The sequence below is a fragment of the Actinomadura sp. WMMB 499 genome (assembly GCF_008824145.1).
GTDB lineage: Bacteria > Actinomycetota > Actinomycetes > Streptosporangiales > Streptosporangiaceae > Spirillospora.
The window spans coordinates 8150714-8174508 of sequence record NZ_CP044407.1 but is presented as its reverse complement, the minus strand read 5'-3'; the positions used below and the strand labels follow the sequence as shown (position 1 = coordinate 8174508).

At 73.6% G+C, this 23795-nt stretch carries 22 protein-coding genes; 9 read left to right on the top strand and 13 right to left on the bottom strand.

Annotated features, from left to right (window positions below; all coding sequences use genetic code 11):
- The first annotated feature begins 76 nt into the window (after positions 1–76).
- From F7P10_RS37240 to F7P10_RS37230, 3 genes are all read left to right on the top strand, one after another.
- Positions 77–2071, top strand: coding sequence for an ABC transporter ATP-binding protein (locus F7P10_RS37240; RefSeq protein WP_151016738.1), 1995 nt, complete (start codon positions 77–79; stop codon positions 2069–2071).
- A complete protein-coding gene (locus F7P10_RS37235; RefSeq protein WP_151016737.1) occupies positions 2068–3867 on the top strand; it encodes an ABC transporter ATP-binding protein in 1800 nt (599 codons plus the stop codon). The genes F7P10_RS37240 and F7P10_RS37235 overlap by 4 nt, the downstream gene beginning before the upstream one ends.
- Positions 3868–3950: 83 nt before the next feature.
- Entirely contained in the window at positions 3951–5273 is a 1323-nt protein-coding gene (locus F7P10_RS37230) for a hypothetical protein (protein WP_254716221.1), read from the top strand.
- Between the two features lie 65 nt (positions 5274–5338).
- Here F7P10_RS37230 and F7P10_RS37225 read toward each other — a convergent pair whose 3' ends face one another.
- Complete coding sequence (locus F7P10_RS37225; protein ID WP_151016736.1) at positions 5339–6061, bottom strand: 1-hydroxy-2-methyl-2-butenyl 4-diphosphate reductase; 723 nt, start codon at positions 6059–6061, stop codon at positions 5339–5341.
- Between the two features lie 141 nt (positions 6062–6202).
- Between F7P10_RS37225 and F7P10_RS37220 the strand changes: the two genes are divergently transcribed.
- Positions 6203–6544, top strand: a complete 342-nt coding sequence (locus F7P10_RS37220) for a hypothetical protein (RefSeq protein WP_151016735.1) — start codon at positions 6203–6205, stop codon at positions 6542–6544.
- Positions 6545–6563: 19 nt separating this feature from the next.
- Positions 6564–7754 carry a winged helix DNA-binding domain-containing protein gene (locus F7P10_RS37215; protein ID WP_151016734.1) on the top strand — a complete coding sequence of 397 codons (1191 nt, stop codon included), beginning with the start codon at positions 6564–6566 and terminating at the stop codon, positions 7752–7754.
- Here the strand turns inward: F7P10_RS37215 and F7P10_RS37210 are convergent, their stop codons facing one another.
- Positions 7755–8342 carry a hypothetical protein gene (locus F7P10_RS37210; RefSeq protein ID WP_151016733.1) on the bottom strand — a complete coding sequence of 196 codons (588 nt, stop codon included), beginning with the start codon at positions 8340–8342 and terminating at the stop codon, positions 7755–7757. It lies immediately after the preceding gene.
- A 260-nt stretch (positions 8343–8602) separates the two neighbouring features.
- Here F7P10_RS37210 and F7P10_RS37205 point away from each other — a divergent pair, with 260 nt between their 5' ends.
- The gene (locus F7P10_RS37205) at positions 8603–10348 is read left to right on the top strand and encodes a CocE/NonD family hydrolase (protein WP_218040243.1); all 1746 of its coding nucleotides are present in this window, start codon (positions 8603–8605) and stop codon (positions 10346–10348) included.
- Here the strand turns inward: F7P10_RS37205 and F7P10_RS37200 are convergent, their stop codons facing one another.
- The 9 genes from F7P10_RS37200 to F7P10_RS37165 form a co-directional block, all read right to left on the bottom strand.
- The gene (locus F7P10_RS37200; protein ID WP_218040242.1) at positions 10349–11194 is read right to left on the bottom strand and encodes a RimK family alpha-L-glutamate ligase; all 846 of its coding nucleotides are present in this window, start codon (positions 11192–11194) and stop codon (positions 10349–10351) included.
- A 31-nt stretch (positions 11195–11225) separates the two neighbouring features.
- Positions 11226–11987: an imidazole glycerol phosphate synthase subunit HisF gene (gene hisF / locus F7P10_RS37195; RefSeq protein ID WP_151016731.1), complete on the bottom strand. Its 762-nt coding sequence runs from the start codon at positions 11985–11987 to the stop codon at positions 11226–11228.
- Positions 11984–12739: a bifunctional 1-(5-phosphoribosyl)-5-((5-phosphoribosylamino)methylideneamino)imidazole-4-carboxamide isomerase/phosphoribosylanthranilate isomerase PriA gene (priA, locus tag F7P10_RS37190; protein WP_151016730.1), complete on the bottom strand. Its 756-nt coding sequence runs from the start codon at positions 12737–12739 to the stop codon at positions 11984–11986. The genes hisF and priA overlap by 4 nt, the downstream gene beginning before the upstream one ends.
- 29 nt (positions 12740–12768) lie before the next feature.
- Positions 12769–13410: an imidazole glycerol phosphate synthase subunit HisH gene (gene hisH / locus F7P10_RS37185; protein ID WP_151016729.1), complete on the bottom strand. Its 642-nt coding sequence runs from the start codon at positions 13408–13410 to the stop codon at positions 12769–12771.
- Complete coding sequence (locus F7P10_RS42905) at positions 13407–13577, bottom strand: hypothetical protein (protein WP_176611801.1); 171 nt, start codon at positions 13575–13577, stop codon at positions 13407–13409. Before F7P10_RS42905 ends, hisH begins: the two co-directional genes overlap by 4 nt.
- A gap of 2 nt (positions 13578–13579) precedes the next feature.
- A complete protein-coding gene (hisB, locus tag F7P10_RS37180) occupies positions 13580–14173 on the bottom strand; it encodes an imidazoleglycerol-phosphate dehydratase HisB (protein ID WP_151016728.1) in 594 nt (197 codons plus the stop codon).
- The gene (locus F7P10_RS37175) at positions 14170–15258 is read right to left on the bottom strand and encodes a histidinol-phosphate transaminase (protein WP_151016727.1); all 1089 of its coding nucleotides are present in this window, start codon (positions 15256–15258) and stop codon (positions 14170–14172) included. Before F7P10_RS37175 ends, hisB begins: the two co-directional genes overlap by 4 nt.
- A complete protein-coding gene (gene hisD / locus F7P10_RS37170; protein WP_151016726.1) occupies positions 15255–16562 on the bottom strand; it encodes a histidinol dehydrogenase in 1308 nt (435 codons plus the stop codon). Before hisD ends, F7P10_RS37175 begins: the two co-directional genes overlap by 4 nt.
- A 78-nt stretch (positions 16563–16640) precedes the next feature.
- Positions 16641–17456 carry a PhzF family phenazine biosynthesis protein gene (locus F7P10_RS37165; protein ID WP_151016725.1) on the bottom strand — a complete coding sequence of 272 codons (816 nt, stop codon included), beginning with the start codon at positions 17454–17456 and terminating at the stop codon, positions 16641–16643.
- A gap of 154 nt (positions 17457–17610) precedes the next feature.
- Between F7P10_RS37165 and F7P10_RS37160 the strand changes: the two genes are divergently transcribed.
- Together F7P10_RS37160 and ybaK are read left to right on the top strand one after the other, a co-directional pair.
- Positions 17611–18273, top strand: a complete 663-nt coding sequence (locus F7P10_RS37160) for an LON peptidase substrate-binding domain-containing protein (RefSeq protein ID WP_176611800.1) — start codon at positions 17611–17613, stop codon at positions 18271–18273.
- Between the two features lie 85 nt (positions 18274–18358).
- A complete protein-coding gene (gene ybaK / locus F7P10_RS37155) occupies positions 18359–18850 on the top strand; it encodes a Cys-tRNA(Pro) deacylase (RefSeq protein WP_151016723.1) in 492 nt (163 codons plus the stop codon).
- Here ybaK and F7P10_RS37150 read toward each other — a convergent pair.
- Positions 18734–19336 carry a hypothetical protein gene (locus F7P10_RS37150; protein ID WP_254716220.1) on the bottom strand — a complete coding sequence of 201 codons (603 nt, stop codon included), beginning with the start codon at positions 19334–19336 and terminating at the stop codon, positions 18734–18736. The two genes, ybaK and F7P10_RS37150, sit on opposite strands and share 117 nt — an antisense overlap.
- Positions 19337–19464: 128 nt before the next feature.
- On the opposite strand from F7P10_RS37150, the gene F7P10_RS37145 reads away from it, so the two are divergent.
- Complete coding sequence (locus F7P10_RS37145; RefSeq protein WP_151016722.1) at positions 19465–20169, top strand: DUF6882 domain-containing protein; 705 nt, start codon at positions 19465–19467, stop codon at positions 20167–20169.
- A 46-nt stretch (positions 20170–20215) separates the two neighbouring features.
- On the opposite strand, the gene dnaE is transcribed toward F7P10_RS37145, so the two are convergent.
- Positions 20216–23746, bottom strand: coding sequence for a DNA polymerase III subunit alpha (gene dnaE / locus F7P10_RS37140; protein WP_151016721.1), 3531 nt, complete (start codon positions 23744–23746; stop codon positions 20216–20218).
- Positions 23747–23795 lie beyond the last annotated feature (49 nt).

Here is a 23795-nt window from a genome sequence, read left to right as displayed (position 1 = left end):
GAATATTCGGGCCCCGCCCCCGCCGCCGCCCGCCCGCGGGGGCGTACCCGCGCGCCGCCGTGATCGAGGAGTCGCCGTGCCACCTGCGTCGAAACGCGTCAACCCTTCCGTCCTCCGGGAGGGGGCGGCCGTGCTGTGGGTCGCCGTGCGGGCGGAACCCCGGGTGTTCGCCCTCTCGGTGATCGCCAGCGCGCTGTACGCGGCGATGACCGTGGCGACGGCGCAGGTGCTCGGCATGGTGACCGAGGACGTGGTGCTCCCCGCGTTCGAGGAGGGGCGGGCCGCGGCGGGCGCGCTCGCGGCCGGGGCGGCGGCGATCGTCGGGGTCGCGGCGCTCAAGGCCCTCGGAGTGGCGGGGCGCCGCTTCTACGCGGGGCTGATGCAGTACCGGATGCAGGCGAAGTACCGGCGCGAGGTCACCCGCCAGTACCTGCGGCTTCCGCTGGCGTGGCACCACCGGCACCCGACCGGGCAGCTGCTGTCCAACGCCAACGCCGACGTGGAGGCGGCGTGGGCACCGATCGCGCCGCTGCCGATGGCGGTGGGCGTGGTGTTCATGCTGCTGATCTCGGCGGTGTCGATCCTGGTCACCGACGTGGCGGTCGCCGCCGTCGGGTTCCTGATCTTCCCGGCGATCGCGCTGGTCAACGTGGTGTACCAGCGCCGCCTGGCACCGGTCGCGACGCGGGCGCAGCGGCTGCGCGCCGAGGTCAGCGAAGTGGCGCACGAGAGCTTCGAGGGCGGCCTGGTGGTCAAGACCCTCGGCCGGGAGGACGCCGAGACGCGGCGGTTCGCGGCGGCGACCGACGAGCTGCGGGACGCCAACATCGCCGTGGGCCGGCTGCGCGGCCTGTTCGACCCGGTCCTGGAGGCGCTGCCGAACCTGGGCGTGCTGGCCGTCCTGCTGATCGGGTCGCTGCGGCTGGAGGCGGGCGCGATGACCGCGGGCGACCTGGTGCAGGTGGCGTACCTGTTCACGCTGCTGTCGTGGCCGATCCGCGCGCTCGGCTGGGTGCTGGCGGAGGTGCCGCGCAGCGTCGTCGGCTGGGAGCGGGTCCGGGGCGTGCTGGACGCGACCGGGTCGCTGCCGTACGGGGCCGCGGCGCCCGGCGGGGACGGCGCGGCGGCCGCGGCGATGGAGATCCGGGGCGTCCGGTTCGCCTACGAGACCGACGAGCACGCCGACCTGAGCGGCACCGCGAGCGGGAACGGGAGCGGGCCGCGGCAGATCCTGCACGACGTGTCGTTCGCGGTGGAGCCGGGCCGCACGGTCGCGGTGGTGGGGCCGACCGGCTCCGGGAAGTCGACGCTGACGTCGCTGCTCGTCCGGCTGGTGGACCCGGCGGACGGCTCGGTGCTGCTGGACGGCGTCGACCTGCGGGACCTGCGCCGCGGGGGCGTCGCGGAGACGGTGGCGCTCGTCCCGCAGCAGACGTTCCTGTTCGACGACACCGTCCGCGGCAACGTGACGCTCGGCCTGGACGCCCCGGACGAACTGGTCTGGGACGCGCTGCGGCTCGCGCAGGCCGAGGGGTTCACGGCGGCGCTGCCCGACGGGCTCGACACCCGGGTCGGAGAGCGCGGCGCGACCCTGTCGGGCGGGCAGCGGCAGCGCCTGGTGCTGGCCCGCGCGCTGATCCGGCGGCCCCGGCTGCTGGTGATGGACGACGCGACCTCGGCGGTCGATCCGCAGGTCGAGGCGCGCATCCTGCGGAACCTGCGCGAGCAGGGGACCGAGGACGCGGACGGCGCGGGCGGCTCGACCGTGGTCGTCGTCGCGTACCGCAAGGCGACGATCGCGCTGGCCGACGAGGTGGTCTACCTCGAGCACGGCCGCGTGACGGGACGCGGCACGCACACTGAACTGCTGGGGACGTCCCAGGGCTACCGCGACCTCGTGAACGCCTACGAGAAGGCCGAGACCGACCAAGCCGAGACCGACCAAGCCGAGACCGAGCGGACAGAGACCGAGCGGGCCGAGGCCGAGCGGGCAGGGCCGGAGGGAACCGGGTCCGGACGGCCGGACCTCGAGGACACCGGCGTCGAGGGCGGCGAGGAGGCCCTGAGATGACGACGATCGACGCCCCGCCGCGGGGACTCGACGACGCGGCCGCCGAGGGCGCGGTGAGCACGCTGCGGCGCGGGCTGCGGCTGAGCCCGGAGTTCACCGCGGGCCTGACCGGGACGCTGCTGCTGGCGCTGGTGTCGACGGCGGGGCGCGTGGTCGTGCCGATCGCCGTCCAGCAGACGATCGACAAGGGCCTGGGGAATCCGGGCGGCCCCGACATCGGGTTCATCCGGACGGCGGTGCTGGTGTGCGCGGTGGCGGTGCTGGTGACGGCGGTCGCGTCGTACCTGATGAACGTGCGGCTGTACAAGACGTCCGAGGGCGGGCTGGCGAGCCTGCGGGTGAAGGCGTTCCGGCACGTGCACGACCTGTCGATGCTCACCCAGAGCGGGGAGCGGCGCGGGTCGCTGGTGTCGCGGGTGACGGGCGACGTCGACCAGATCAGCCAGTTCATGCAGTCGGGCGGGCTGATGTTCATCGTCTCGATCGGGCAGCTGGTCGTGGCGAGCGTCCTGATGATGGTGTACTCGTGGCAGCTCGCGCTGCTGGTGTGGGTGGCGTTCCTGCCGCTGGCGTTCGCGCTGCGCCGGTTCCAGCGGGTCATCTCCGCGGCGTACATGCGGGTGCGGGAGCGGATGGGCGACCTGCTCGCGGCGGTCAGCGAGTCGGTGGTGGGCGCGCCGGTCATCCGCGCCCACGCCGTCGAGGAGCGCACCGGGCGGCGCGTGGACGAGACGGTCGACGCGCACCGCGTCGCGCAGACGCGGGCGCAGGCGATGGTGGCGCTGACGTTCCCGGTCAGCGAGCTGGTCGCGGCGGTGGCGACCGCCGCGGTGGTGGTGGCCGGGGTGCTCCTGGGCGTCGCCGGGCAGCTGACGGCGGGCGAGCTGGTCGCGTTCCTGTTCCTGGTGACGCTGTTCGTCAGCCCGATGCAGACCGCGACCGAGGTGTTCAACCAGGCGCAGAACGCGATCGCCGGGTGGCGGCGGGTGCTGGGCGTGCTCGACGTCGTCCCGGACGTCGCGGACCCGGGCGGGGACGGCGAGACGCTGCCGCGCGGCCCGATCGAGGTGCGGTTCGAGTCCGTCGGGTTCGCGTATCCGGGCGGGCCGCCCGTCCTGCACGACGTGAACGCGACGATCGAGCCCGGCAGCCGCGTCGCGGTCGTCGGGCAGACCGGGTCGGGCAAGACGACGTTCGCGAAGCTGCTCACCCGGCTGATGGACCCGGCGTCCGGACAGGTGCTGGTGGACGGCGTGCCGCTGGACCGGGTGCGGTTCGCGTCGCTGCGGGAACGGATCGTGATGGTGCCGCAGGACGGGTTCCTGTTCGACGCCACGCTCGCCGACAACATCCGGTACGGCCGTCCGGACGCGACCGACGACGAGCTGGCGCGCGCGCTGACCGAGCTGGGGCTGGCGGACTGGCTGGACGGGCTCCCCAGGGGGCTGGACACGCCGGTCGGGCAGCGCGGCGAGTCGCTGTCGGCCGGCGAGCGGCAGCTGGTCGCGCTGGCCCGCGCCTACATCGCCGATCCGGACCTGCTCGTGCTGGACGAGGCCACCTCGGCGGTCGACCCGGCGACGGAGGTGCGCATCCAGCGCGCCCTGGACGGCGTGACGCGCGGCCGCACGGCGATCTCCATCGCGCACCGGCTGTCCACGGCCGAGGCCGCCGACGAGGTCATCGTGTTCGAGGCGGGGCGGATCGTGCAGCGCGGCCCGCACGCGGAGCTGGCGTCCCGGCCCGGTGTGTACGCGGACCTGCACGCGTCCTGGGCGGCGCAGCGGACGCTGTGATCGCCCCCTCACGGTTGTGACGGACATGACGACCTGCGGTAAAGCACTTGCCCGTTATCTGGTCCAGTGCGCATTCTGCTGAGGTGAGCAATGAGGTCGTGATGGAATCGGCGAGGACGCTGCACGGTCAGCTGCAGCGAGGACTCGGTAGGGCCGCGCGCCGCGCGGCGGACAGGCCCGGTTCGGGCGAGTACGTCTACGACTGCATCCGCAGGGATCCGCGCTGGGACCCGCAGTGCGAGTCCCGGGGGCTGTACTACGCCCGGTTGCTGGTCGATCTGGAGCTGCCGGCGGGGCCGGTGGCCGGGCATCTGTTCCATCCGTCCGACCATGTCGACGACGACCCGTGGCGGGTGCGGCTCGCGCTTGAGGTGCTGTCGGACCTGGTGCGGCTCAGCAGGCGGGAGGCCGCGGCGCCGCTGCGGCGGTACGCCGAGGAGGGCTCGCACTGGCACGACGCCCTCGTGGAACTCGTCGAGCTCGGTGATCCCGCGCTGACGCTCGGGCTGGACGAGGTCGTCGCGTCCCGCTGCGACGACGACGATCTCGCCCATCTCATTCCGGCCGACCCGAATCCCGTGATCGACGCGTGGGCGGTGCGGCAGCCGCGGATCGCCGCGGCGCTGGCGCGGAGCCGGGAGCTGGCGCGGGAGAGCGCGCGGTATCGCGCGCGGGCGCGGGCGGCCGGTTTCCCGTGGCGGCCCGCGCCGGCGGGCGGGAAGCGACCGCCCGCGGGAGACGGGCCGGACCCCGCCGCGTGCGCCGACGCCGAGCTGCTCGAGACCGCCCGGCGGCGCGGCCCGGACGCGATCGCGGCGATATTCGAGCTGGGCCGCAGGCGGACGCCCGCGCTGCTCGACCTCGCCGAGGAGATGCTGCCCGAACGTCCCAGCAGGTTCGGCGCCGCGGTGTGCCGGGCGCTCACGCAGTACGGGGAGGAGACGCTGCCGCGTGCGCGCGCGTGGGCCGCGGCGAAGGGCGGGTGCGAGGACATGGGACTGCGGTTCCTCGCGCGCCACGGAACCCGGCAGGACATCCCTCTCCTCATGGACGAGCTGCGGGAGACGGTCGAGAAACGCGAATGGGGCGGGGCGGCGAGTCCCGTCGAGGGACTCGGGCGGCTGCGCGCCGGTGAGGCCGTCCCGCTGCTGAAGACCGCCTGGACCGAATCCACCTACGCCTACCTGCGGCCCCGCGTACTGGGGGCGCTGGCACGCACCGCGCCGCACACCGCCGAGTCCTACGCCGTCGAAGGGCTGTGGGACAGCGAGGCCGACGTCCGCGAGGAGGCCGCGCGGTTCGTCCCCCACACCCGCGACACGCGCCTGCGCCTGCAACGCCTGCATCACGACGTCGCCGAGGAGCCCGAGGTGCGCTCCGCCGCCGCCGCTCGCACGCTCGGCTGACCGCCGTGCTCCCCCGCTCCCCCTGAACCCGTCCGGCGCCGGACCGCCGGAACCCTCCTGACGCGCTACGGGCCGTCCGGTGCGGCCGCCCAGCGCTCGAGGGCCGGGCCGAGGCGCGCCAGGACCCGCAGCGCGGCCACGCCCCGGACGGCCGTCCCCGGACGCCACAGCGGATGCCGCGGGCCGTCGACGATCACCCGGACGGCCGCGAGGCGCCGCCCGGGAGCCGCCGCCGCGAGCACCGCCGTCTCCATGTCGACGCCCCGCGCGCCCTGCGCGGCCAGCCGGGCCCGCTCGGCGCCGTCCACGACGTTCGGGGAGGTCAGCAACGGCCCCACCACCACGCCGGGCCCCGCCCCCGGACGTGCGCGGACGATCTCCCGGGCGAGTGCCGCGGCGATCGCCCCGGCCAGCGCGTCCGGCCGGTGGCACCGCCGCGGCGGCCCGGGCCCCCGGACCTCGTCGGCGACCAGGACGTCCCCGGGGCGCAGCCGCTCGTCCAGCGCGCCGCCGCACCCCACCACCGCGAGCACGCCGCCGGACGCGGGCGGCGGGCGGCGGGCCCGGTAGCCGACGACCGCGACCGGGGCGGCGGCCAGACCCCGTCGCAGCGCGCGGGCCTCCAGGCGCAGCGCGGCGCAGACGACGAGCCCGCCGGGCGCGGCCGAGCCCTCCCCGCAGCCCTCCCCGCAGCCCTCCCCGCAGCCCTCCCCGCAGCCCTCCCCGCAGCCCTCCCCGCAGCCCTCGCCACAGCCCTCGCCGGTCCCGCGCGCGGCGTCCTCCTCCACGCGGTCAAGAAGATCACGCCCCGTCCCGGCGATCCAGCCGAGGCGTACGGTGGGAGTGTCACCGCGCGGTACTACTTCCGCACCGCGAAGTTCAGCCTGCCGGAGGGCGACCGGCGGTCCCCGCCCTCATAGACTCCCCTCATGACCAACTCGCTTGCCCGGCGGAAGCTGGCCATCCTCCCCCTCGTCCTGCTGCCGTTCGGCGCGGTCGCCGCGTGCGGCGGGACGAACACCGAAACCGACTGCGGCGTGAACTCGTGCACCGTCACCTTCGACCGCGGAGTGGAGGCGAGCGCCTCGATCCTCGGCGTGGAGGCCGAACTCGTCAGCGTCGAGGGCGAGACCGTCACCCTCGCGATCGAGGGCAACAACATCACCGTGCCGGTCGGCGACCAGCAGCCCGAAGAGGCCGAGGGCTTCGACGTCTCGGTGAAGTCGGTGACGCAGGAACAGGTCGTCGTCGAGATCACCGCCAACGCCTGAGCGGCGTACACTCTCGCACATGCGTTCGATCAGCGCCGCGGAGCGGCGGGCCCGGCTCGGGCGACGGCACCGGCTGGCCGCGATGTCCAGGACCGACGACGTCCTGGACATCGCCCGCTCCCTGGTGGTGCTGCACGCCACCGACCCGGCGACGGTGTTCCTGTCGGTCGCGGCGCGCGGCACGGGGACGGTCCCGGCGGCGGTGGAGCGGGCCCTGTACGACGACCGGACGCTGCTGCGGATGCTGGCGATGCGGCGGACGATGTTCGTCGCGCCCACCGACCTCGTGCCCGTCCTGCAGGCGTCCACCGCCGACGCGCTCGCGGTCAAGCAGCGCACGACCTACGCCCGCATGATCGACAAGGGTCTCCTCGACCGGGACCCCGGCCTCACCGACGTCCTCGCGTGGTTCACCGAGCTGGAGGACGCGACGCACCGGGCGCTGCTGGCCCGCGGCGAGGCGACCGGCGCCCAGCTCAGCACGGACGTCCCGGCGCTGCGGACCCGGGTCGATCCGGCGCCCGGCAAGTCCTACTCCAGGCCCACCGGGGTCACCACGTGGGTGCTGGTCGTCCTCGGCTGCGCGGGCCGGATCGTGCGCGGCCGTCCCAACGGGTCGTGGACCAGCAGCCAGTACCGGTGGGCGCCCGCCGAGGCGTGGCTGCCCGGCGGCATCGCGCCGATGCCCGCCGACGAGGCCCGCACCGCCCTCGTGCGGAGGTGGCTGCGGGCGTTCGGCCCCGCGCCCGTCGCCGACCTCAAGTGGTGGACCGGGTGGACGGCCGCCCAGGTGAAGAAGGCCCTCGCCCCGCTCGACACGACCGAGGTCGACCTCGACGGCACCACCGGGATCGTGCTCACCGACGACCTCGAGCCGGTCGGGGCGCCCGAGCCGTGGGCGGCGCTGCTGCCCGCCCTCGACCCCACCCCGATGGGCTGGCAGGAGCGCGGCTGGTTCCTCGGCGAGCACCGTCCCGCGCTGTTCGACCGCAACGGCAACATCGGCCCCACGCTGTGGTGGGACGGCCGCATCGTCGGCGGCTGGGCGCAGCGCGCGGACGGCGAGATCGTGCTGCGCTTCCTGGAGGACGCGGGCTCCGAGGCGCGCGCGGCCGCCGAGCGGGAGGCCGAGCGGATCGCCGCCTGGTACGGGGACGTCCGTGCGATCCCGCGGTTCCGGACCCCGCTCGAACGCGAGCTCACCGGCTGATCAGTACCCGTACGGCGGGCCCGTCACGGCGGCGGCGCGGCGGCGGGCCGAGCTGCGCCGCAGCATGATGACCGGCAGCGCCGCGAGCGCGATGATCACCAGTCCGAGCGAGGCGAAGAACGACAGCCCGAGGTACAGCAGCGACGCGTCGTCCGGCTGCACCCGGATCCAGCCGCCCGTCCCCTGGCAGACCACCTGCGCCTGCCCGGTGACCGGCGCCGCGAACGTCGCCGCGTACCGGTAGGAGTCGATGTCGGACGCCACCCACGCGTTCGCCGTCGTCAACCGGACCGGAATGGTCCGCTCCCCGGAGACGACCTCGCAGGACTGCGGCTCCGAGGCGCCGTCCCGCACGTAGACGAAGTAGCCGAACCCCTCCTCCATGTGGAGGCCGACGCCGGATTCGGGGCCCTCCGCGGACGGCCCCTCGGCGATCTCGGAATCGCTCCACAGCAGCGCGAACGCTCCGAAGAAGATCAGGATGGCCAGGACGCCCAGGGTGATCGGGAGCGCGTACCAGCCGGCGGCGGGCCGGATCGGCGGTGTCGGCCCCGCCGGACCCGCCGGACCCACGGGCGGCGTTCCCATCGGCAGATTCGCCCCTGGCCACATGTCGTCCCCCCGCCTTCCCCCTGATCAACGCCGGTCAGGTCCACGATCTCATTCGGAGGCCCCGTCCACCAGACGGGGGCGCCCCCAAGGCCGGCATCCGCCCAGGTGGGAGCGTCGGGTGCGGCCCCTGGGGCGGACCGGGCGGCCGGGACGCGTGTGGCCGCGGGGATTCGGCACCGCATGAACGGTTACGTATGGTCGTGTAAGCACATAACGGCCTGGACAGGGGAGGGAACATGGCCCCGTGGGATCGACTGCCCACACCGCCTATCCGGATTCCCCGCCCGCCCGGGCTGCCGCGCCCGCCGGGCCTCCCCCTCCCGCCCGGCCTGCCCCGCTACACCGTCGAGCGCGACATCCCCGTGCCGATGCGGGACGGGGTGACGCTGCTGGCCGACCGGTACATCCCGGCGGGGGCGAAGGAGCCGCCGCCGACGATCCTCGTGCGCACCCCCTACGGCCGGCGCGGTCCCGCCGCGCTGGCGAACGGGCTGCTGTTCGTCCCGTTCGGGTTCCAGCTGGTCGCGCAGAGCGCGCGCGGGACGTTCGGTTCGGGCGGGGAGTTCGACCCGCTCGGCAGCGAGCGCGACGACGGCCTCGACACCGTCAGGTGGCTGAAGCGGCAGCCGTGGTTCAACGGGTCGTTCGCCACCTACGGCGCCAGCTACCTCGGGTACACCGCGTGGGCGACGGCGGCCGAGGCCGGACCCGAACTGAAGGCGATGTCGCTGCAGGTCACGGCGTCATCCTTCCGGGACGCCGCCTACGTGGGCGGGTCGTTCGCGCTGGAGTCCACGCTGACCTGGACGAACCTGACGCACCAGCAGCAGCAACGGCTCGGCCTGCTGACCGGCCCGCTGCTCGCGCGCCGCCGGGTCGCGCGGGCCGCCGCGTCGGGCCGTCCGCTGTCGGAGCTGGACGTGCTCACCGGCGGCGAGGAGATGCGCTTCTACCAGGACCTGCTCGCCGCGCAGGCCACCGACAACGGCTACTGGGACACCCGCGACTTCAGCGGCACCGTCGGCGAGGTGGCGGCGCCGGTGAACCTGCTCGGCGGCTGGTTCGACGTGTTCCTGCCGTGGGAGGTCCGCGACTACCTGGCGCTGCGGGCGGCCGGACAGCGGCCCTACCTCACGATCGGCCCCTGGTGGCACACCGACCCCCGGCACGGGATCGTGTCGCTGCGCGAGTCCCTCGCCTGGTTCCGCGCGCACCTGCTCGGCGACCCGTCCGGCCTGCGGCCCGACCCCGTCCGGGTGTACGTGACGGGCGCCCGCGAGTGGCGCAACTACCGCGACTGGCCGCCGCCCGGGATGACGCAGCAGCGCTGGCACCTGCACCCCGGCGGCGGGCTCGGCCCGGACGGCCCGCGCCGCTGCCGTCCGTCCGCGTACCGGTTCGACCCCGAGCATCCGACCCCGGCGCTCGGCGGCCCCACGCTGCTCGGCAGCTCGCGTCCGGTCGACAACCGGCCGCTGGAGCGCCGGCACGACGTGCTCGTGTTCACCTCCCCGCCCCTCGACCGGGACATGGACGTCATCGGGCCGCTCGCCGCCGACCTGTTCGTCCGGTCCGACCGCGCGCACACCGACTTCGTCGTCCGGCTCTGCGACGTGGGTCCGGACGGCGCGTCCCGCAACGTCTGCGAGGGCGGCCTGCGGCTGCCGGCCGCCGCCGACAAGCCCGTCGGCACCCACGGCATCCGCCGCATCGCGGTCGACCTGTGGCCGACCGGGCACCGCTTCCGCCGCGGGCACCGCGTCCGGCTGCACGTGACGAGCGGCGCCCACCCGAAGGTCGCGGCGAACCCGGGCACCGGCGAGCCGCTCGGCACCGCCCGGGAGATGGTCGCGGCGCACCAGGAGGTCTTCCACGACCCCGACCACCCGTCGGCGATCATCCTGCCGATCGTCGAGGCGTCCCCCGAGCGCGCCGACCCGGACCCGGAGGCCGAGGCACCGCTCGTCCCGGAGGACAACTGATCAGAGGCGGGCCACTACCGCCTTGGCCAGCGCGGACACCGCGCCGGGGCCGTGCTCCAGGAAGAGGTTCGGTTCGGCCAGTTCCAGCTCGAGGACGACCGGGTCGCCGCCGGGGCCGGGAACGAGGTCCACGCGGGCGTAGAGAAGGTCGGGGGCGTCCGGGACGGCGGCGAGGGCGCGGTGCGCGACGTCCAGCTCGGCGGGGGTCGCGGTGGCGGCGGTGACCGTACCGCGGCCGTCGCCGGGCGTGACCAGGCCCTGGACGCCGGCGCCGGGGGCGAGGATCGGGGCCTTGCGGGCGGCGTGACTGAACTCCCCGTCGATGAAGACCAGCGCCGTCTCCCCCGCGGCGTCGATCCCCGCCAGGTACGGCTGGACCATGGCGGTGCGTCCGGCGTCGCGGAGTTCGCGCAGGTGGGCGCGGGCGGCGGCGTGCTCGGCGGCGCCCCAGCGCGCGGTGTCGCGGGACCCGGCCGACACCGCGGGCTTGATCACGTACTCGGGCCAGTCGGACGGGACGTCGTCGGGGTCCCAGCGCGTGGGGACGACCGGGACGCCCGCGCCCGCGAGGTCGCGCAGGTACCGCTTGTCGGTGTTCCAGCGCAGGACGGACACGGGGTTCAGGACGCGCGGCAGCCCGCCGGCCCACGCGAGGAACTCGTCCGGGCGGTGCGTGTAGTCCCAGGTGGTGCGGATGACGACGAGGTCGAACCCGGACCAGTCGACGCCGGCGTCCCAGATGACGGGCTCGGCGCGGACGTCCAGGTCCGCGAGCGCGCCGGCGAGGGCGCGGACGTCGGCGTTGCCGCCCGGCAGGCGGGAGCAGGTGGCGAGAGCGACGCGCATGTTCTCCATGGTGTTTCCGGGGGACCTCCGGTCAGCGGACGGGGTGTCCGGCGGTGCGCAGGGCGTCCTTCACCTCGGAGATCTTCATGTCGCCGAAGTGGAAGACGCTCGCGGCGAGGACGGCGTCGGCGCCCGCCTCGACGGCGGGGGCGAAGTGGCCGACCGTGCCCGCGCCGCCGCTGGCGATCACCGGGATCGTGACGGTCTCCCGGACGCGGGCGAGCATCTCCAGGTCGAAGCCGTTCTTCGTGCCGTCGGCGTCCATCGAGTTCAGCAGGATCTCGCCGACGCCGAGCTCCGCGCCGCGGCGCGCCCACTCGATCGCGTCGATGCCGGCGCCCTTGCGGCCGCCGTGGGTGGTGACCTCGAAGCCGGACGGGGTGCCGGCGGCGCGGCGGGCGTCCACCGACAGCACGACGCACTGCGACCCGAAGCGGTGCGCGGCCTCCCGGAGGAACTCGGGGCGGGCGATCGCGGCGGTGTTGACCGACACCTTGTCGGCGCCCGCGCGCAGCAGCCGGTCGACGTCGTCGACGGTGCGGACGCCGCCGCCGACCGTCAGCGGGATGAACACCTGCTCGGCGGTGCGGCGGACGACGTCGTAGGTGGTGGACCGGTCGGCGCTGGACGCGGTGATGTCCAGGAAGGTCAGCTCGTCGGCGCCCTCGGCGTCGTAGCGGTGCGCGAGCTCCACGGGGTCGCCCGCGTCCCGCAGGTTCTGGAAGTTGACGCCCTTGACGACGCGCCCGGCGTCGACGTCCAGGCACGGGATGACGCGGACGGCGACGGTCACTTGACCGCCTCCAGTGCCTCCTCGAGCGTGAACGCGCCCGCGTACAGGGCCTTGCCCACGATCGCCCCCTCGATTCCTCCCCGACCAACCGACCCCGGCCTACCTCCCGGTCCCTCCTCCACCAGCGCCGCGATGGCGCGCAGGTCGTCCAGGGAGGAGACACCGCCGGACGCCACGACGGGCTTGTCGGTGCGGGCGCACACGTCGCGCAGCAGGTCGGTGTTCGGGCCGCGCAGGGTGCCGTCCTTGGTGACGTCGGTGACGACGTAGCGGGGGCAGCCGTCCTCCTCGAGGCGGGCCAGGACCTCCCACAGGTCGCCGCCCTCGCGGGTCCAGCCGCGGGCGGCGAGCGTGGTGCCGCGCACGTCCAGCCCGACGGCGATCCGGTCGCCGTGCGAGGCGATGATCTTCCGGCACCAGTCCGGGTTCTCCAGCGCGGCGGTGCCGATGTTGACGCGGGCGCAGCCGGTGGCCAGGGCCGCCTCCAGCGACGCGTCGTCCCGGATGCCGCCGGACAGCTCGACCTTCACGTCGAGCTTGCCGGTGACCTCGGCGAGCAGCTCGCGGTTGGAGCCGCGGCCGAACGCGGCGTCCAGGTCGACGAGGTGGATCCACTCCGCGCCCGCCTCCTGCCACGCCAGGGCGGCCTCCAGCGGCGCGCCGTAGGAGGTCTCGGTGCCGGCCTCGCCCTGGACCAGGCGCACGGCCTGCCCGTCGGCGACGTCGACGGCGGGAAGCAGCGTCAGAGTCATGCGAAAACCTTATCGACGTTCGTTGGTGCTCAGGAGAGGGTGGACAGCCAGTTGCGGAGCAGCTCGGCGCCCGCGTCTCCGGACTTCTCCGGGTGGAACTGCGCGGCGCACAGCGGGCCGTTCTCGACGGCGGCGACGAACCGGTCGCCGTGCTCGGCCCAGGTGACGAGGGGCGGCTCGATGCGGCCGGTCTGGTCGGGTTCCAGCTCCCAGCGGCGGGCCGCGTAGGAGTGGACGAAGTAGAACCGCGCGTCCTCGATGCCGCGGAACAGCGTGGAGCCCGCCGGGACGTCCACCGTGTTCCAGCCCATGTGCGGGACGACCGGGGCGTCGAGCCGGTCGACGGTGCCGGGCCACTCGTCGCAGCCCTCGGTGACGACGCCGTGCTCGATGCCCTTGGAGAACAGGATCTGCATGCCGACGCAGATGCCGAGCACCGGCCGTCCCCCGGCCAGCCGGCGGCCGATGATCTGCTCGCCGCGCACCGACCGCAGCCCGGCCATGCAGGCGGCGAACGCGCCGACGCCCGGCACGACCAGGCCGTCCGCGGCGAGCGCGGCGTCCCGGTCGGCGGTGACGGTGACGGACGCGCCCGCGCGGGCCACGGCCCGCTCGGCCGAGCGCAGGTTCCCCGACCCGTAGTCCAGGACGACGATCTCGGGGCGGCTCACAGCCACATCACTCCCCCGGCGAACGCCATCGCGGCCAGCACGAAGACGATCATCGCGGCGATCTTCAGGCCCTGCTTGACGAAGCTGTACACCCCGGCCAGCAGGAACACCGCCACCCCGAAGACCGCGATGTTGCCGTAGGTGAACTCCACGCCGCCGATCTCCACGGTTACAGGGCCCCCTTCGTGGACGGCACGCCGTGCACCTTCGGGTCGAACGCGACCGCGTCGCGCAGCGCCCGCGCGAGGGCCTTGAACTGGGCCTCGACGATGTGGTGGGCGTTGCGCCCGTACGGGACGTGGACGTGCAGCGCCACCCGGGCGTTCGAGACGAACGACTCGAAGATGTGCCGGGTCATCGTGGTGTCGTACTCGGGGCCGATCATCGGGGCCATGCCGTCCGGCTCGACGTGCACGAGGTAGGGGCGGCCCGACACATCCACGGTCACCTGGGCGAGCGACTCGTCCAGCGGGATGGACGCGTCGGCGAACCGGCGGATGCCGGCCTTGTCGCCGAGCGCCTCGCGGAACGCCTGGCCGAGCGCGATCGCGGTGTCCTCGATCGTGTGGTGGCTGTCGATGTGCAGGTCGCCGGTCGTCTTGACGGTCAGGTCGAACGACCCGTGCTTGCCGAGCTGGGCGAGCATGTGGTCGAAGAACCCGACCCCGGTCGCCACGTCGACCCGCCCGGTCCCGTCGAGGTCGATCTCGACGAGGACCTGCGTCTCCTTGGTCCCGCGCTCGACTCTGCCCTTGCGCGTCACAGACTCTCCTTCAGTGCGGTGCGGAACGCCGCCATCTCGTCGGGGGTGCCCACGCTGACCCGCAGCCACTCGGGCGGCCCCACCTCGCGGATCAGCACGCCCCGCTCGAGCAGGCCCTCCCAGACCCGGCGCCGGTCCGGGAAGTGGCCGAACAGGACGAAGTTGGCGTCGGAATCGGCGACCGTGAGGCCCTCGCCGCGCAGCCACGCCACGATCCCGTCGCGCTCGCGGCGCAGCGCCTCGACGGTGCCGAGCAGCTCGTCGCCGTGGGCGAGGGCGGTGCGGGCGACGGCCTGGGTGACGGCCGACAGGTGGTACGGCAGCCGCACCAGCAGCAGAGCGTCGATGACGGCGGGGTCGGCGGCCAGGTAGCCGAGGCGGGTGCCCGCCATGGCGAACGCCTTGGACATCGTGCGGGTGACGATCAGCCGGGGCCGCCCGTCCAGCAGCGTCAGCGCGGACGGGGTGCCGGCGCGGCGGAACTCGGCGTAGGCCTCGTCGACCACGACCATGCCCGGTGCGGCGTCCAGCACCGCCTCGATCGTCTCCAGCGGGAGGGACGTCCCGGTCGGGTTGTTCGGCGAGGTCAGGAACACCACGTCGGGGCGGTGCTCCGCGACGGCGGCGACGGCCCGCGCCGGTTCGAGACCGAAGTCGGCGTCGCGGGCGGCGTTGATCCAGCGGGTACCGGACACGCCCGTGATGACCGGGTGCATCGAGTAGGACGGCTCGAACCCGAGCGCGGTGCGGCCGGGCCCCCCGAACGCCTGCAGGATCTGCTGGATGATCTCGTTGGAGCCGTTCGCGGCCCACACCCGGCGACCGGTGAGCCCGGCGCCGGGCGTGTCGGCGTCGAGGAACGCCGCGAGGTCGGCGCGGAGCGCGACCGCGTCCCGGTCGGGGTAGCGGTTGAGCGTCCCGGCGACGTCCATCACGGCCTCGCCGAGCGCCTTCACCAGCGCCTCGGACGGCGGGTAGGGGTTCTCGTTGGTGTTCAGCGCGTACGGGACGTCCAGCTGCGGGGCGCCGTAGGGCTCCTTCCCGCGCAGGTCGTCGCGCAGCGGAAGATCGGACAGATCGGTCACGAGGGAATCTCCCAGTCGAAGCGCGCCGAGAGCGCGGCGCCGTGCGCGGGCAGGTCCTCGGCCTCGGCGAGCGCGACGACCCGCCCGGTGGCGGCGGCGAGCGCCTCCCGGTCGTACTCGACGACGTGCACGCCGCGCAGGAACGACTGCACCGACAGGCCCGAGGAGTGGCAGGCGCACCCGCCGGTGGGCAGCACGTGGTTGGACCCGGCGAGGTAGTCGCCGAGCGACACCGGCGCGTGCCGGCCGACGAAGATCGCCCCGGCGTTGCGGACGCGCGCGGCGACGGCGGCCGCGCCGGCGGTGTGGATCTCCAGGTGCTCGGCGGCGTAGGCGTCCACGACCTTCAGCCCGGCCTCGACGTCGTCGACCAGGACGATGCCGGACTGGCGGCCGGCGAGGGCCTCGGTGATCCGCTCGACGTGCTTGGTGCGCGCGACCTGCGCCTTCAGCTCCTCCTCGACCGCGTTCGCCAGCTCGAGCGAGTCGGTGACCAGGACGGCGGCGGCGAGGGTGTCGTGCTCGGCCTGGCTGATCAGGTCGGCGGCGACCTCCACCGGGCTCGCGGTGCCGTCGGCGAGGATCGCGATCTCGGTCGGGCCCGCCTCGGCGTCGATGCCGATCACGCCCTTGAGCAGCCGCTTCGCGGCGGCGACGTACACGTTGCCGGGGCCGGTGACCAGGTCGGCGCGGGGGCATTCCGCGGTGCCGTAGGCGAACATCGCGATCGCCTGGGCGCCGCCCGCCGCGTGCACCTCCTCGACGCCGAGCAGCGCGCACGCCGCGAGGATCGCCGGGTGGGGCCGGCCGCCGAACTCGGCCTGCGCGGGCGAGGTGACGGCGAGCGACCCGACGCCCGCCTCCTGGGCGGGGACGACGTTCATGACCACGCTGGACGGGTACACGGCGCGGCCGCCGGGCACGTACAGCCCGACGCGGCCGACGGGGATCCACCGCTCGGTGACGGTGCCGCCCGGCACGACCTGCGTCGCGACGTCGGTGCGCCGCTGCGACCGGTGCACGATGCGGGCGCGGCGGATGCTCTCCTCCAGCGCATCGCGGACCTTCGGGTCCAGCTCGGCGAGGGCCCGGTGGATCTCGGCGACCGGGACGCGGGTGCTCTCCAGCTCGACCCCGTCGAACCTGCTGGTGTGCTCCCGGACCGCCGCGGAGCCGCGATGGCGGACGTCGTCGCAGATGGGCCGCACCTTGTCCAGGGCGGCCTCGACGTCGAGTTCGGCGCGGGGCAGCACGGAGCGCAGCTCGCCGGGAAGCGGGCCGCGCAGGTCGATACGGGAAATCACGCGGACCAGTCTACGGAGTGCCCCCGCCCCCTCGCGCACCGTCTCACGTGCCGAGACACGACTCACTCCGGGTGCCGCTCAGGCGTGCAGCGTCCCGTCCAGGACGGTCACGGCCGAACCGGACAGGACGACCCGGTCGCCGCGCAGCGCCACGCGGACGGCCCCGCCGCGCGCGGAGGCCTGGTACCCGGTCAGCGTGTCGCGGCCGAAGCGCTCCCCCCAGAACGGCCCGAGGGTGCAGTGCGCGGAGCCGGTCACGGGGTCCTCGCCGTCGCCCGGCAGCAGGCGCGGGGCGAAGAAGCGGGAGACGAAGTCGTGGCCGGAGCCCGCGTCGGCGCGGGCCGTGGCGATGACGCCGCGGGCGTCGATCCGGGCGAGCGCGGCGGCGTCCGGGGCGAGCCCGCGGACGGTCCGCGCGTCGGCCACCTCGGCCAGCAGGTCGTTCTGGGCGCTGCGGCCGGTCCACCGGATCTCGGCGCCGAGGGCGGCGGCGAGGCCCTCCGGAGCCTCGGCGGGCCCGGCCGGCACGGCGGGGAAGTCCATGGACAGCCCCGCTCCGCCGTCACCGCCGGTGACCGTCAGGACTCCGCTGTGCAGCGTCCGGAACCGGATCGGCGCGCCGGGGTCGGCCGTCGCGGTCGTGCCGAGGGCGTGCGCGGCGGCCAGCGTGGCGTGCCCGCACAGCGCCACCTCGGCCAGCGGGGTGAACCAGCGCAGTTCCCAGCCCGCGTCCGGGTCGTCGAGCGGGCGGACGAACGCCGTCTCGGCGTGCTTCATCTCGGCGGCGACCCGCTGCATCCACGCGGGGTCGGCGGGCTCGGCGAGCAGGCAGACGCCGGCGGGGTTCCCCGCGAACGGGCGGTCGGTGAAGGCGTCGACGACGAGCATCCGCATGGCACCGACGTTACCGCTCGCCCACCCGCCGGGAGCGCGGGTGACTCCCACTTCACAATGTGAAAAATCGCGGCTTACCAAGATCATCAACCGCGGCGTAGAGTGCTGTGGGAGTGCGTCCTGCCGGCGGGCGCCCGGGAGCGCAGGAGAGACAGTGACGGAGCGGATCGCCCTCTTCCCCCTGGGCACCGTGCTGTTCCCCGGCCTGGTGCTGCCGCTGCACCTGTTCGAGGAGCGGTACCGCCGGCTCGTCGCCGACCTCATGGAGACGCCCGAGCCGCGCGGGTTCGGCGTGGTGAACATCGAACTCGGGCACGAGGTCGGCAACGACGCGGCCCGGCGGCTGTCGGGGGTGGGGTGCTTCGCCGAGCTGCACGACGTGACGCGGCACGCGGACGGCCGGTACGACATCGTGGCCGTCGGCACCCGCCGGTTCCGGCTCAAGGAGCAGGACCGCTCCCGCCCCTACCTGCGGGGCGAGGTCGAGTACCTGCCCGAGGAGCCCGGCCCCGACCCGGTGCCCGCGGCGCGGCACGTCCGGTGGCTGTTCGGCCGGTACCTGGAGCGGCTGCGCACCGCCGGCGCCGGACCCGCCGAGGAGATCGACCTCCCGGCCGACCCGGTGCGGCTGTCCTACCTGATCGCGTCGTCACTGATCACGGACGGGCACGAGAAGCAGCGGCTGCTGGAATGCGAGGACGCGGCGCTGCGGCTGCGGGCCGAACGCGACCTGCTCCGCCGCGAGAACCGGATCCTGGGGGCGCTGCCGACCCTCCCCGCCGGGCAGTTCCTGGACGGGTCGTTCCACCCGAACTGACCCGACCGGGACGCGACCGGACGCACCGGTCCGGCGGAACGGTGCGCCGGCGAAAAGCGGTGGACGCGTGCGGGAGACTCTGCCCATGGGCAAACCGAAGGGAGGCGGGGGCACACCGGCCACCGTCGCCGCCGCGAAGGCGAAGATCGAGCACACGCTGCACCCCTACGAGCCCGATCCGGACGCCGAGTCCTACGGGGCGGCGGCCGCCGACGCGCTCGGGATCGGGCACGACCGGATCTTCAAGACGCTGCTGGCCGAGGTGGACGGGAACCTCACCGTCGCCGTCGTCCCGGTGTCGGGCGGCCTGGACCTGAAGGCGCTGGCCGCCGCGGCGGGAGGGAAGCGGGCCCGGATGGCCGAACCGCGCGACGCCGAGCGCGCCACCGGCTACGTGGTCGGCGGGATCAGCCCGCTCGGGCAGCGCAGGCGGCTGCCGACGGTGCTGGACGAGTCGGCCTCAGCGCTCCCGACGATCTACGTCTCCGCCGGTCGGCGCGGACTGCAGATCGAGCTGCGCCCCGCCGACCTCGTCCGCCTCACCGGCGCCCGGGTCGCCGTCGTCGCGCGCGGGTAGCCGGCGGACCGCCAGCTCCAGGAGCCCGTAGGCGCCGACGGCGGCGAGCGGCCAGCCCACCAGCAGCCCGCGGGCGCGCAGCTCGGCGACGCCGGTGACGCGCTCGCGGTCGGCGGCGGCGCGCACCGCCGCCCGGAACTCGTCCAGGCCGATCATGTGGCCGGTCCGCCAGGCGAGCAGCCCGGCCAGGACGCCGCCCGCGGCCAGGCCCAGCAGCAGCGCGATGTCGTTCCCGCGGCCCCCGGCCAGGTAGGCGGCGCCGCCGCACAACGCGCCCGCCGCCAGGACGATCAGCGCGAACCGGATGTCGGTCCCGATCGGCGCCTGGCTCTCGGGATCGGCGAGGTAGGTGTCACCGCGGAAGATGACATATGTCACCTCGGGGGCGGTCCAGGCCCACAGCAGGCCCGCGACAGGCCCGAGGAGGGCCATGGCCAGGGTCGTGACCAGCCCGGTCGCCAGGCGTCTCCCGGTCGGTCCCCGCACCTCGCCCGCTCCTTACCGAGACTCCGCTGTCGGCGAAAGACTAGCCTGCCGTGGTCAGCCGATCGACAATGCAAGGGCGGCTTCGCGACGCCCGCACCCGCCACGACCACTGGGATAGTGTGCCCGACATGTCCGGATTCAGTCCCGCGTTCGAACGCCTCGGCGCCGCCTTGGCCGCCGTCGTCCTGCAACGGCAGGAGGCGCTCGCGGAGTTCCTGCCCCGCGAGGACTGGAGCGCCGACCTCACCGCCCGCACCTACACCAGCGGCGGCGTCACGGTCCGGGTCTCGCTGCTCGGCAGCTACGCCGCGCACGAGCGCACCTGGCTGTGGGGATGGGCGAACCCGCAGTTCGGCGACGCGCACCCCGCGGTCGTCCCCATGCTGATCATCCGGACGGTCGGCGAACGGCTCGGCATCACCGAGTTCACCACCCCCGAGGTGGACCTGTCCTGGTACGAGGGCCCCGCCGGGCACGGCGGCGAGCTGATCGCGATGGCCGCGGGCGGGGTGCTGCGCGGCGGCGGCTACATCAGCGCCGGGTACGACGGCGGCTCGGCGTACCTGCACGTCGACGACCCCCAGGTGCCCGCGCCGTCCTTCGACCCGGTCCCGGTGCCGCGGCTGCTGAAGGACGCCGCGAGCCTGTTCCCGCACGAGCCGCGGCTCACCCTCGCCGGGTTCCTCGCGGAGCACCGCGTCGGCTACCGGCAGACCGAGATGGAGACCGAGGTCATGGCGCCGGGCGGCGGGCTCGCCCGCGCCCGGTTCGACGGGCTCGGCCGGTTCGTCGACTGGCGGTCCGAGCTCAGCCCCGCGGGCCTGCCCGGCTGACCCGCCGGCCGACCGGCCCGCGCCGGCCCCGCCGGGGGGCGGCCCGTCACCCGAGGCAGGACGGGCCGAGCAACTGCTTCAGGTCGCCCATCAGCGCCGGGGACGGCGACACGCGGAGCCGGTCGTCGAGCCGGACGACCGTCGTGCGGGGGCCGTTCTGCAGGTGCAGGTGCACCTCGGCGGCGCCGGGATGCGTCGTCAGCACCTCCTTGAGGCGCGCGACGGTCGGCGGGGTGCAGCGGTTGAGCTGCAGGCTCACCGAGAGGGGGCCGACCGCGTCGGTGATCGTGAGGTCGGGCTGGGTGACCTCCATCCCGATGATCTTCGCGACGTCCTCGCGGCGGTCCAGCTTGCCCTTGACGATCAGGATCGCGTCCTCGGCCAGCAGCGTGGAGCACAGCTGGTAGGCCGAGGGGAAGCACAGCACCTCGATGGAACCGGCGAGGTCCTCCAGCTGGAACATCGCCCACGAGTTGCCCTGCTTGGTGACCTTGCGCTGCAGGCCCGACAGCAGCCCCGCCACCGTGACGATCTGGCCGTCGGGCCGCTCCCCCGAGTTGAGCGACGCGATCGTGCAGTCGGCCTCGCGCTCGAGGATGTGCTCGACGCCGAGCAGCGGGTGGTCGGAGACGTACAGGCCGAGCATCTCCCGCTCGAACGCCAGCAGGGTGGTCTTGTCCCACTCCTCGCCCTCGGGGATCACGACGGCGAACGCGTCCTCGCCGCCGTCGTCCTCCAGCGCGCCGAACAGGGAGTCCTGGCCGATGGCCTCCTTGCGCTTGATGTCGATGACCGAGTCGATGGCCTGCTCGTGCACCATCAGCAGGGCCTTGCGCTCGTGCCGCAGCTCGTCGAACCCGCCCGCCTTGATCAGCGACTCCACGACCCGCTTGTTGCACACGATCGGCGGGACCTTGTTGAGGAAGTCGTTGAAGTCGGTGTAGGCGCCCTTCTCCTTCCGCGCGGCGACGATGCCGTCGACGACGTTCGTCCCGACGTTGCGGACGGCCGACAGCCCGAACCGGATCTCGGTGTCGCCGAGCGGGGTGAAGTCGGCCTCGGAGGTGTTGACGTCCGGCGGCAGCACCTTCAGCCCCATGCGGCGGCACTCGCTCAGGTACAGGGCGCTCTTGTCCTTGTCGTCGCCGACGGACGTCAGCAGCGCCGCCATGTACTCGGCCGGGTAGTTGGCCTTGAGGTAGCCCGTCCAGTAGGAGACCAGGCCGTACGCGGCGGAGTGCGCCTTGTTGAACGCGTAGTCGGAGAACGGGACGAGGATGTCCCAGAGGGTCTTGACGGCCTCCTTGGAGAAGCCGTTCTCGACCATGCCCTCCTCGAACCCGACGAACTGGGCGTCCAGTTCGGCCTTCTTCTTCTTGCCCATGACGCGGCGGAGCAGGTCCGCCTTGCCGAGCGTGTACCCCGCCACCTTCTGCGCGATCGCCATGACCTGCTCCTGGTAGACGATCAGGCCGTAGGTCGTGTCGAGGATCTCCTTGAGCGGTTCCGCCAGCTCGGGGTGGATCGGGGTGATCTCCTGCTGGCCGTTCTTGCGGAGCGCGTAGTTGGTGTGGGAGTTGGCGCCCATCGGGCCGGGCCGGTACAGGGCGCCGACGGCGGAGATGTCCTCGAAGTTGTCGGGCTTCATCAGCCGCAGCAGCGACCGCATCGGCCCGCCGTCGAACTGGAACACCCCGAGGGTGTCGCCGCGCGCCAGCAGATCGTAGGTCGGCTGGTCGTCGAGGGGCAGGTCCAGCAGGTCGACGTCGACGCCCTTGTTCTTCTTGATCCCCTGCAGGGCGTCGTCGATGATCGTCAGGTTCCGCAGGCCCAGGAAGTCCATCTTCAGCAGGCCGAGCGTCTCGCAGGTCGGGTAGTCGAACTGCGTGATGATCGCGCCGTCGGCGTCCCGGCGCATGATCGGGACGTGGTCGGTGATCGTCTCACCGGACATGATGATCCCTGCGGCGTGCACGCCGGTCTGCCGGATCAGTCCCTCCAGGCCCTGCGCCAGGTCCATGATCTGCTTGACGTCGGTCTCCTCCTCGTACAGCTTGCGGAGCTCGCCCGCCTCGCCGTACCGGGGGTGCTTGTCGTCGAAGATGCCCGACAGGGGGATGTCCTTGCCCATGACCGCGGGCGGGAACGCCTTGGAGATGCGGTCGCCGAGGGCGTAGGGGAAGCCGAGGACGCGGCCGGCGTCCTTGATGGCGGCCTTCGCCTTGATGGTGCCGAACGTGGCGATGAAGGACACCTTGTCGGCGCCCCACTTCTCCGTCGTGTACTTGATGACCTCCGCGCGCCGGTCTTCAGGGAAGTCGATGTCGATGTCGGGCATGGACGCGCGCTCGGGGTTCAGGAACCGCTCGAAGATCAGCCCGTGCGGGAGCGGATCGAGGTCGGTGATGCCCATCGCGTACGCGACGAGCGAGCCCGCGGCGCTGCCCCGCCCGGGGCCGACCAGGATCCCGTTCTCCTTGGCCCACATGATGAAGTCGGCGACGACGAGGAAGTACGACGGGTACCCCTTGCCGAGGATGACCCCCATCTCGTACTCGGCCTGCTCCTTGTACTTCTCCGGGAGGCCCTGGGGGAACCGCCGGCCGAGGCCGCTCCAGACCTCCTTGCGGAACCAGGTCTCCTCGGTCTCGCCCTCGGGGACAGGGAAGCGCGGCATCAGGTCGTGGGACTCGAACATCCCCTCGGGCTCGACCCGCTCCGCGATCATCAGCGTGTTGCGGCAGCCTTCCAGCCAGGCGTCCGAGGAGTCGATGCCGCGCATCTCGTCCGCGGTCTTCAGGTAGTAGCCGCTGCCGTTGAACCGGAACCGGTCGGGGTCGGCGAGCTGCTTGCCCACCTGGACGCACAGGAGCGCGTCGTGCGCGGTCGCCTCGGACTCGTGGGTGTAGTGCGAGTCGTTCGTCACGACCGGCGGGATGTTCAGCTTCTTGCCGATGTCGAGGAGGCCCTGCCGGACCCGCTGCTCGATGTCGAGCCCGTGGTCCATCAACTCCAGGAAGTAGTTGTCCTTGCCGAGGATGTCCTGGAACGTGGCGGCGGCCTTCAGCGCCTCATCGAACTGGCCGAGCCGCAGCCGCGTCTGGATCTTGCCGGACGGGCAGCCGGTCGTGGCCATCACCCCGTCGGCGTGCTCGGCGAGCAGCTCCTCGTCCATCCGGGCGTACTTGAAGACGAAACCCTCGGTGTAGGCCCGGCTGGACAGCTTGAACAGGTTGTGCAGGCCGGTCTTGTTGCGCGCCCACAGCGTCATGTGGTTGATCAGGCCGCCGCCGGACACGTCGTCGCGCTTCTGGCTCGGCTCGCCCCACTGGACCTTCTTCTTGTGGAACCGCGACTCCGGCGCCATGTACGCCTCGATGCCGATGATCGGGGTGACGCCCGCGGCGGTGGCCTGCTTGTGGAAGTCGTAGGCCCCGTGCATGTTGCCGTGGTCGGTCATCGCGATCGCGGGCATCTTCTGCCGCCCGACCTCATCGAACATCTGCTTCAACCGGGCGGCCCCGTCCAGCATGGAGTACTCGGTGTGAACGTGCAGATGGACGAAAGAGTCGGCCATGCCTGGCGCACCTCCTGCTCGTTGGCATGCGACCGCCCGCGTGCGGCCC

Bases quoted from the DNA above. Each gene is read 5' to 3' on its own strand.
- F7P10_RS37210 (WP_151016733.1), bottom strand. From the start codon at position 8,342: ATGGGAACGCCGCCCGTGGGTCCGGCGGGTCCGGCGGGGCCGACACCG.
- F7P10_RS37220 (WP_151016735.1), top strand. From the start codon at position 6,203: ATGACCAACTCGCTTGCCCGGCGGAAGCTGGCCATCCTCCCCCTCGTC.
- ybaK (WP_151016723.1), top strand. From the start codon at position 18,359: ATGGGCAAACCGAAGGGAGGCGGGGGCACACCGGCCACCGTCGCCGCC.
- F7P10_RS37235 (WP_151016737.1), top strand. From the start codon at position 2,068: ATGACGACGATCGACGCCCCGCCGCGGGGACTCGACGACGCGGCCGCC.
- F7P10_RS37205 (WP_218040243.1), top strand. From the start codon at position 8,603: ATGGCCCCGTGGGATCGACTGCCCACACCGCCTATCCGGATTCCCCGC.
- dnaE (WP_151016721.1), bottom strand. From the start codon at position 23,746: ATGGCCGACTCTTTCGTCCATCTGCACGTTCACACCGAGTACTCCATG.
- F7P10_RS37200 (WP_218040242.1), bottom strand. From the start codon at position 11,194: ATGCGCGTCGCTCTCGCCACCTGCTCCCGCCTGCCGGGCGGCAACGCC.
- F7P10_RS37165 (WP_151016725.1), bottom strand. From the start codon at position 17,456: ATGCGGATGCTCGTCGTCGACGCCTTCACCGACCGCCCGTTCGCGGGG.
- priA (WP_151016730.1), bottom strand. From the start codon at position 12,739: ATGACTCTGACGCTGCTTCCCGCCGTCGACGTCGCCGACGGGCAGGCC.
- F7P10_RS37145 (WP_151016722.1), top strand. From the start codon at position 19,465: ATGTCCGGATTCAGTCCCGCGTTCGAACGCCTCGGCGCCGCCTTGGCC.
- F7P10_RS37215 (WP_151016734.1), top strand. From the start codon at position 6,564: ATGCGTTCGATCAGCGCCGCGGAGCGGCGGGCCCGGCTCGGGCGACGG.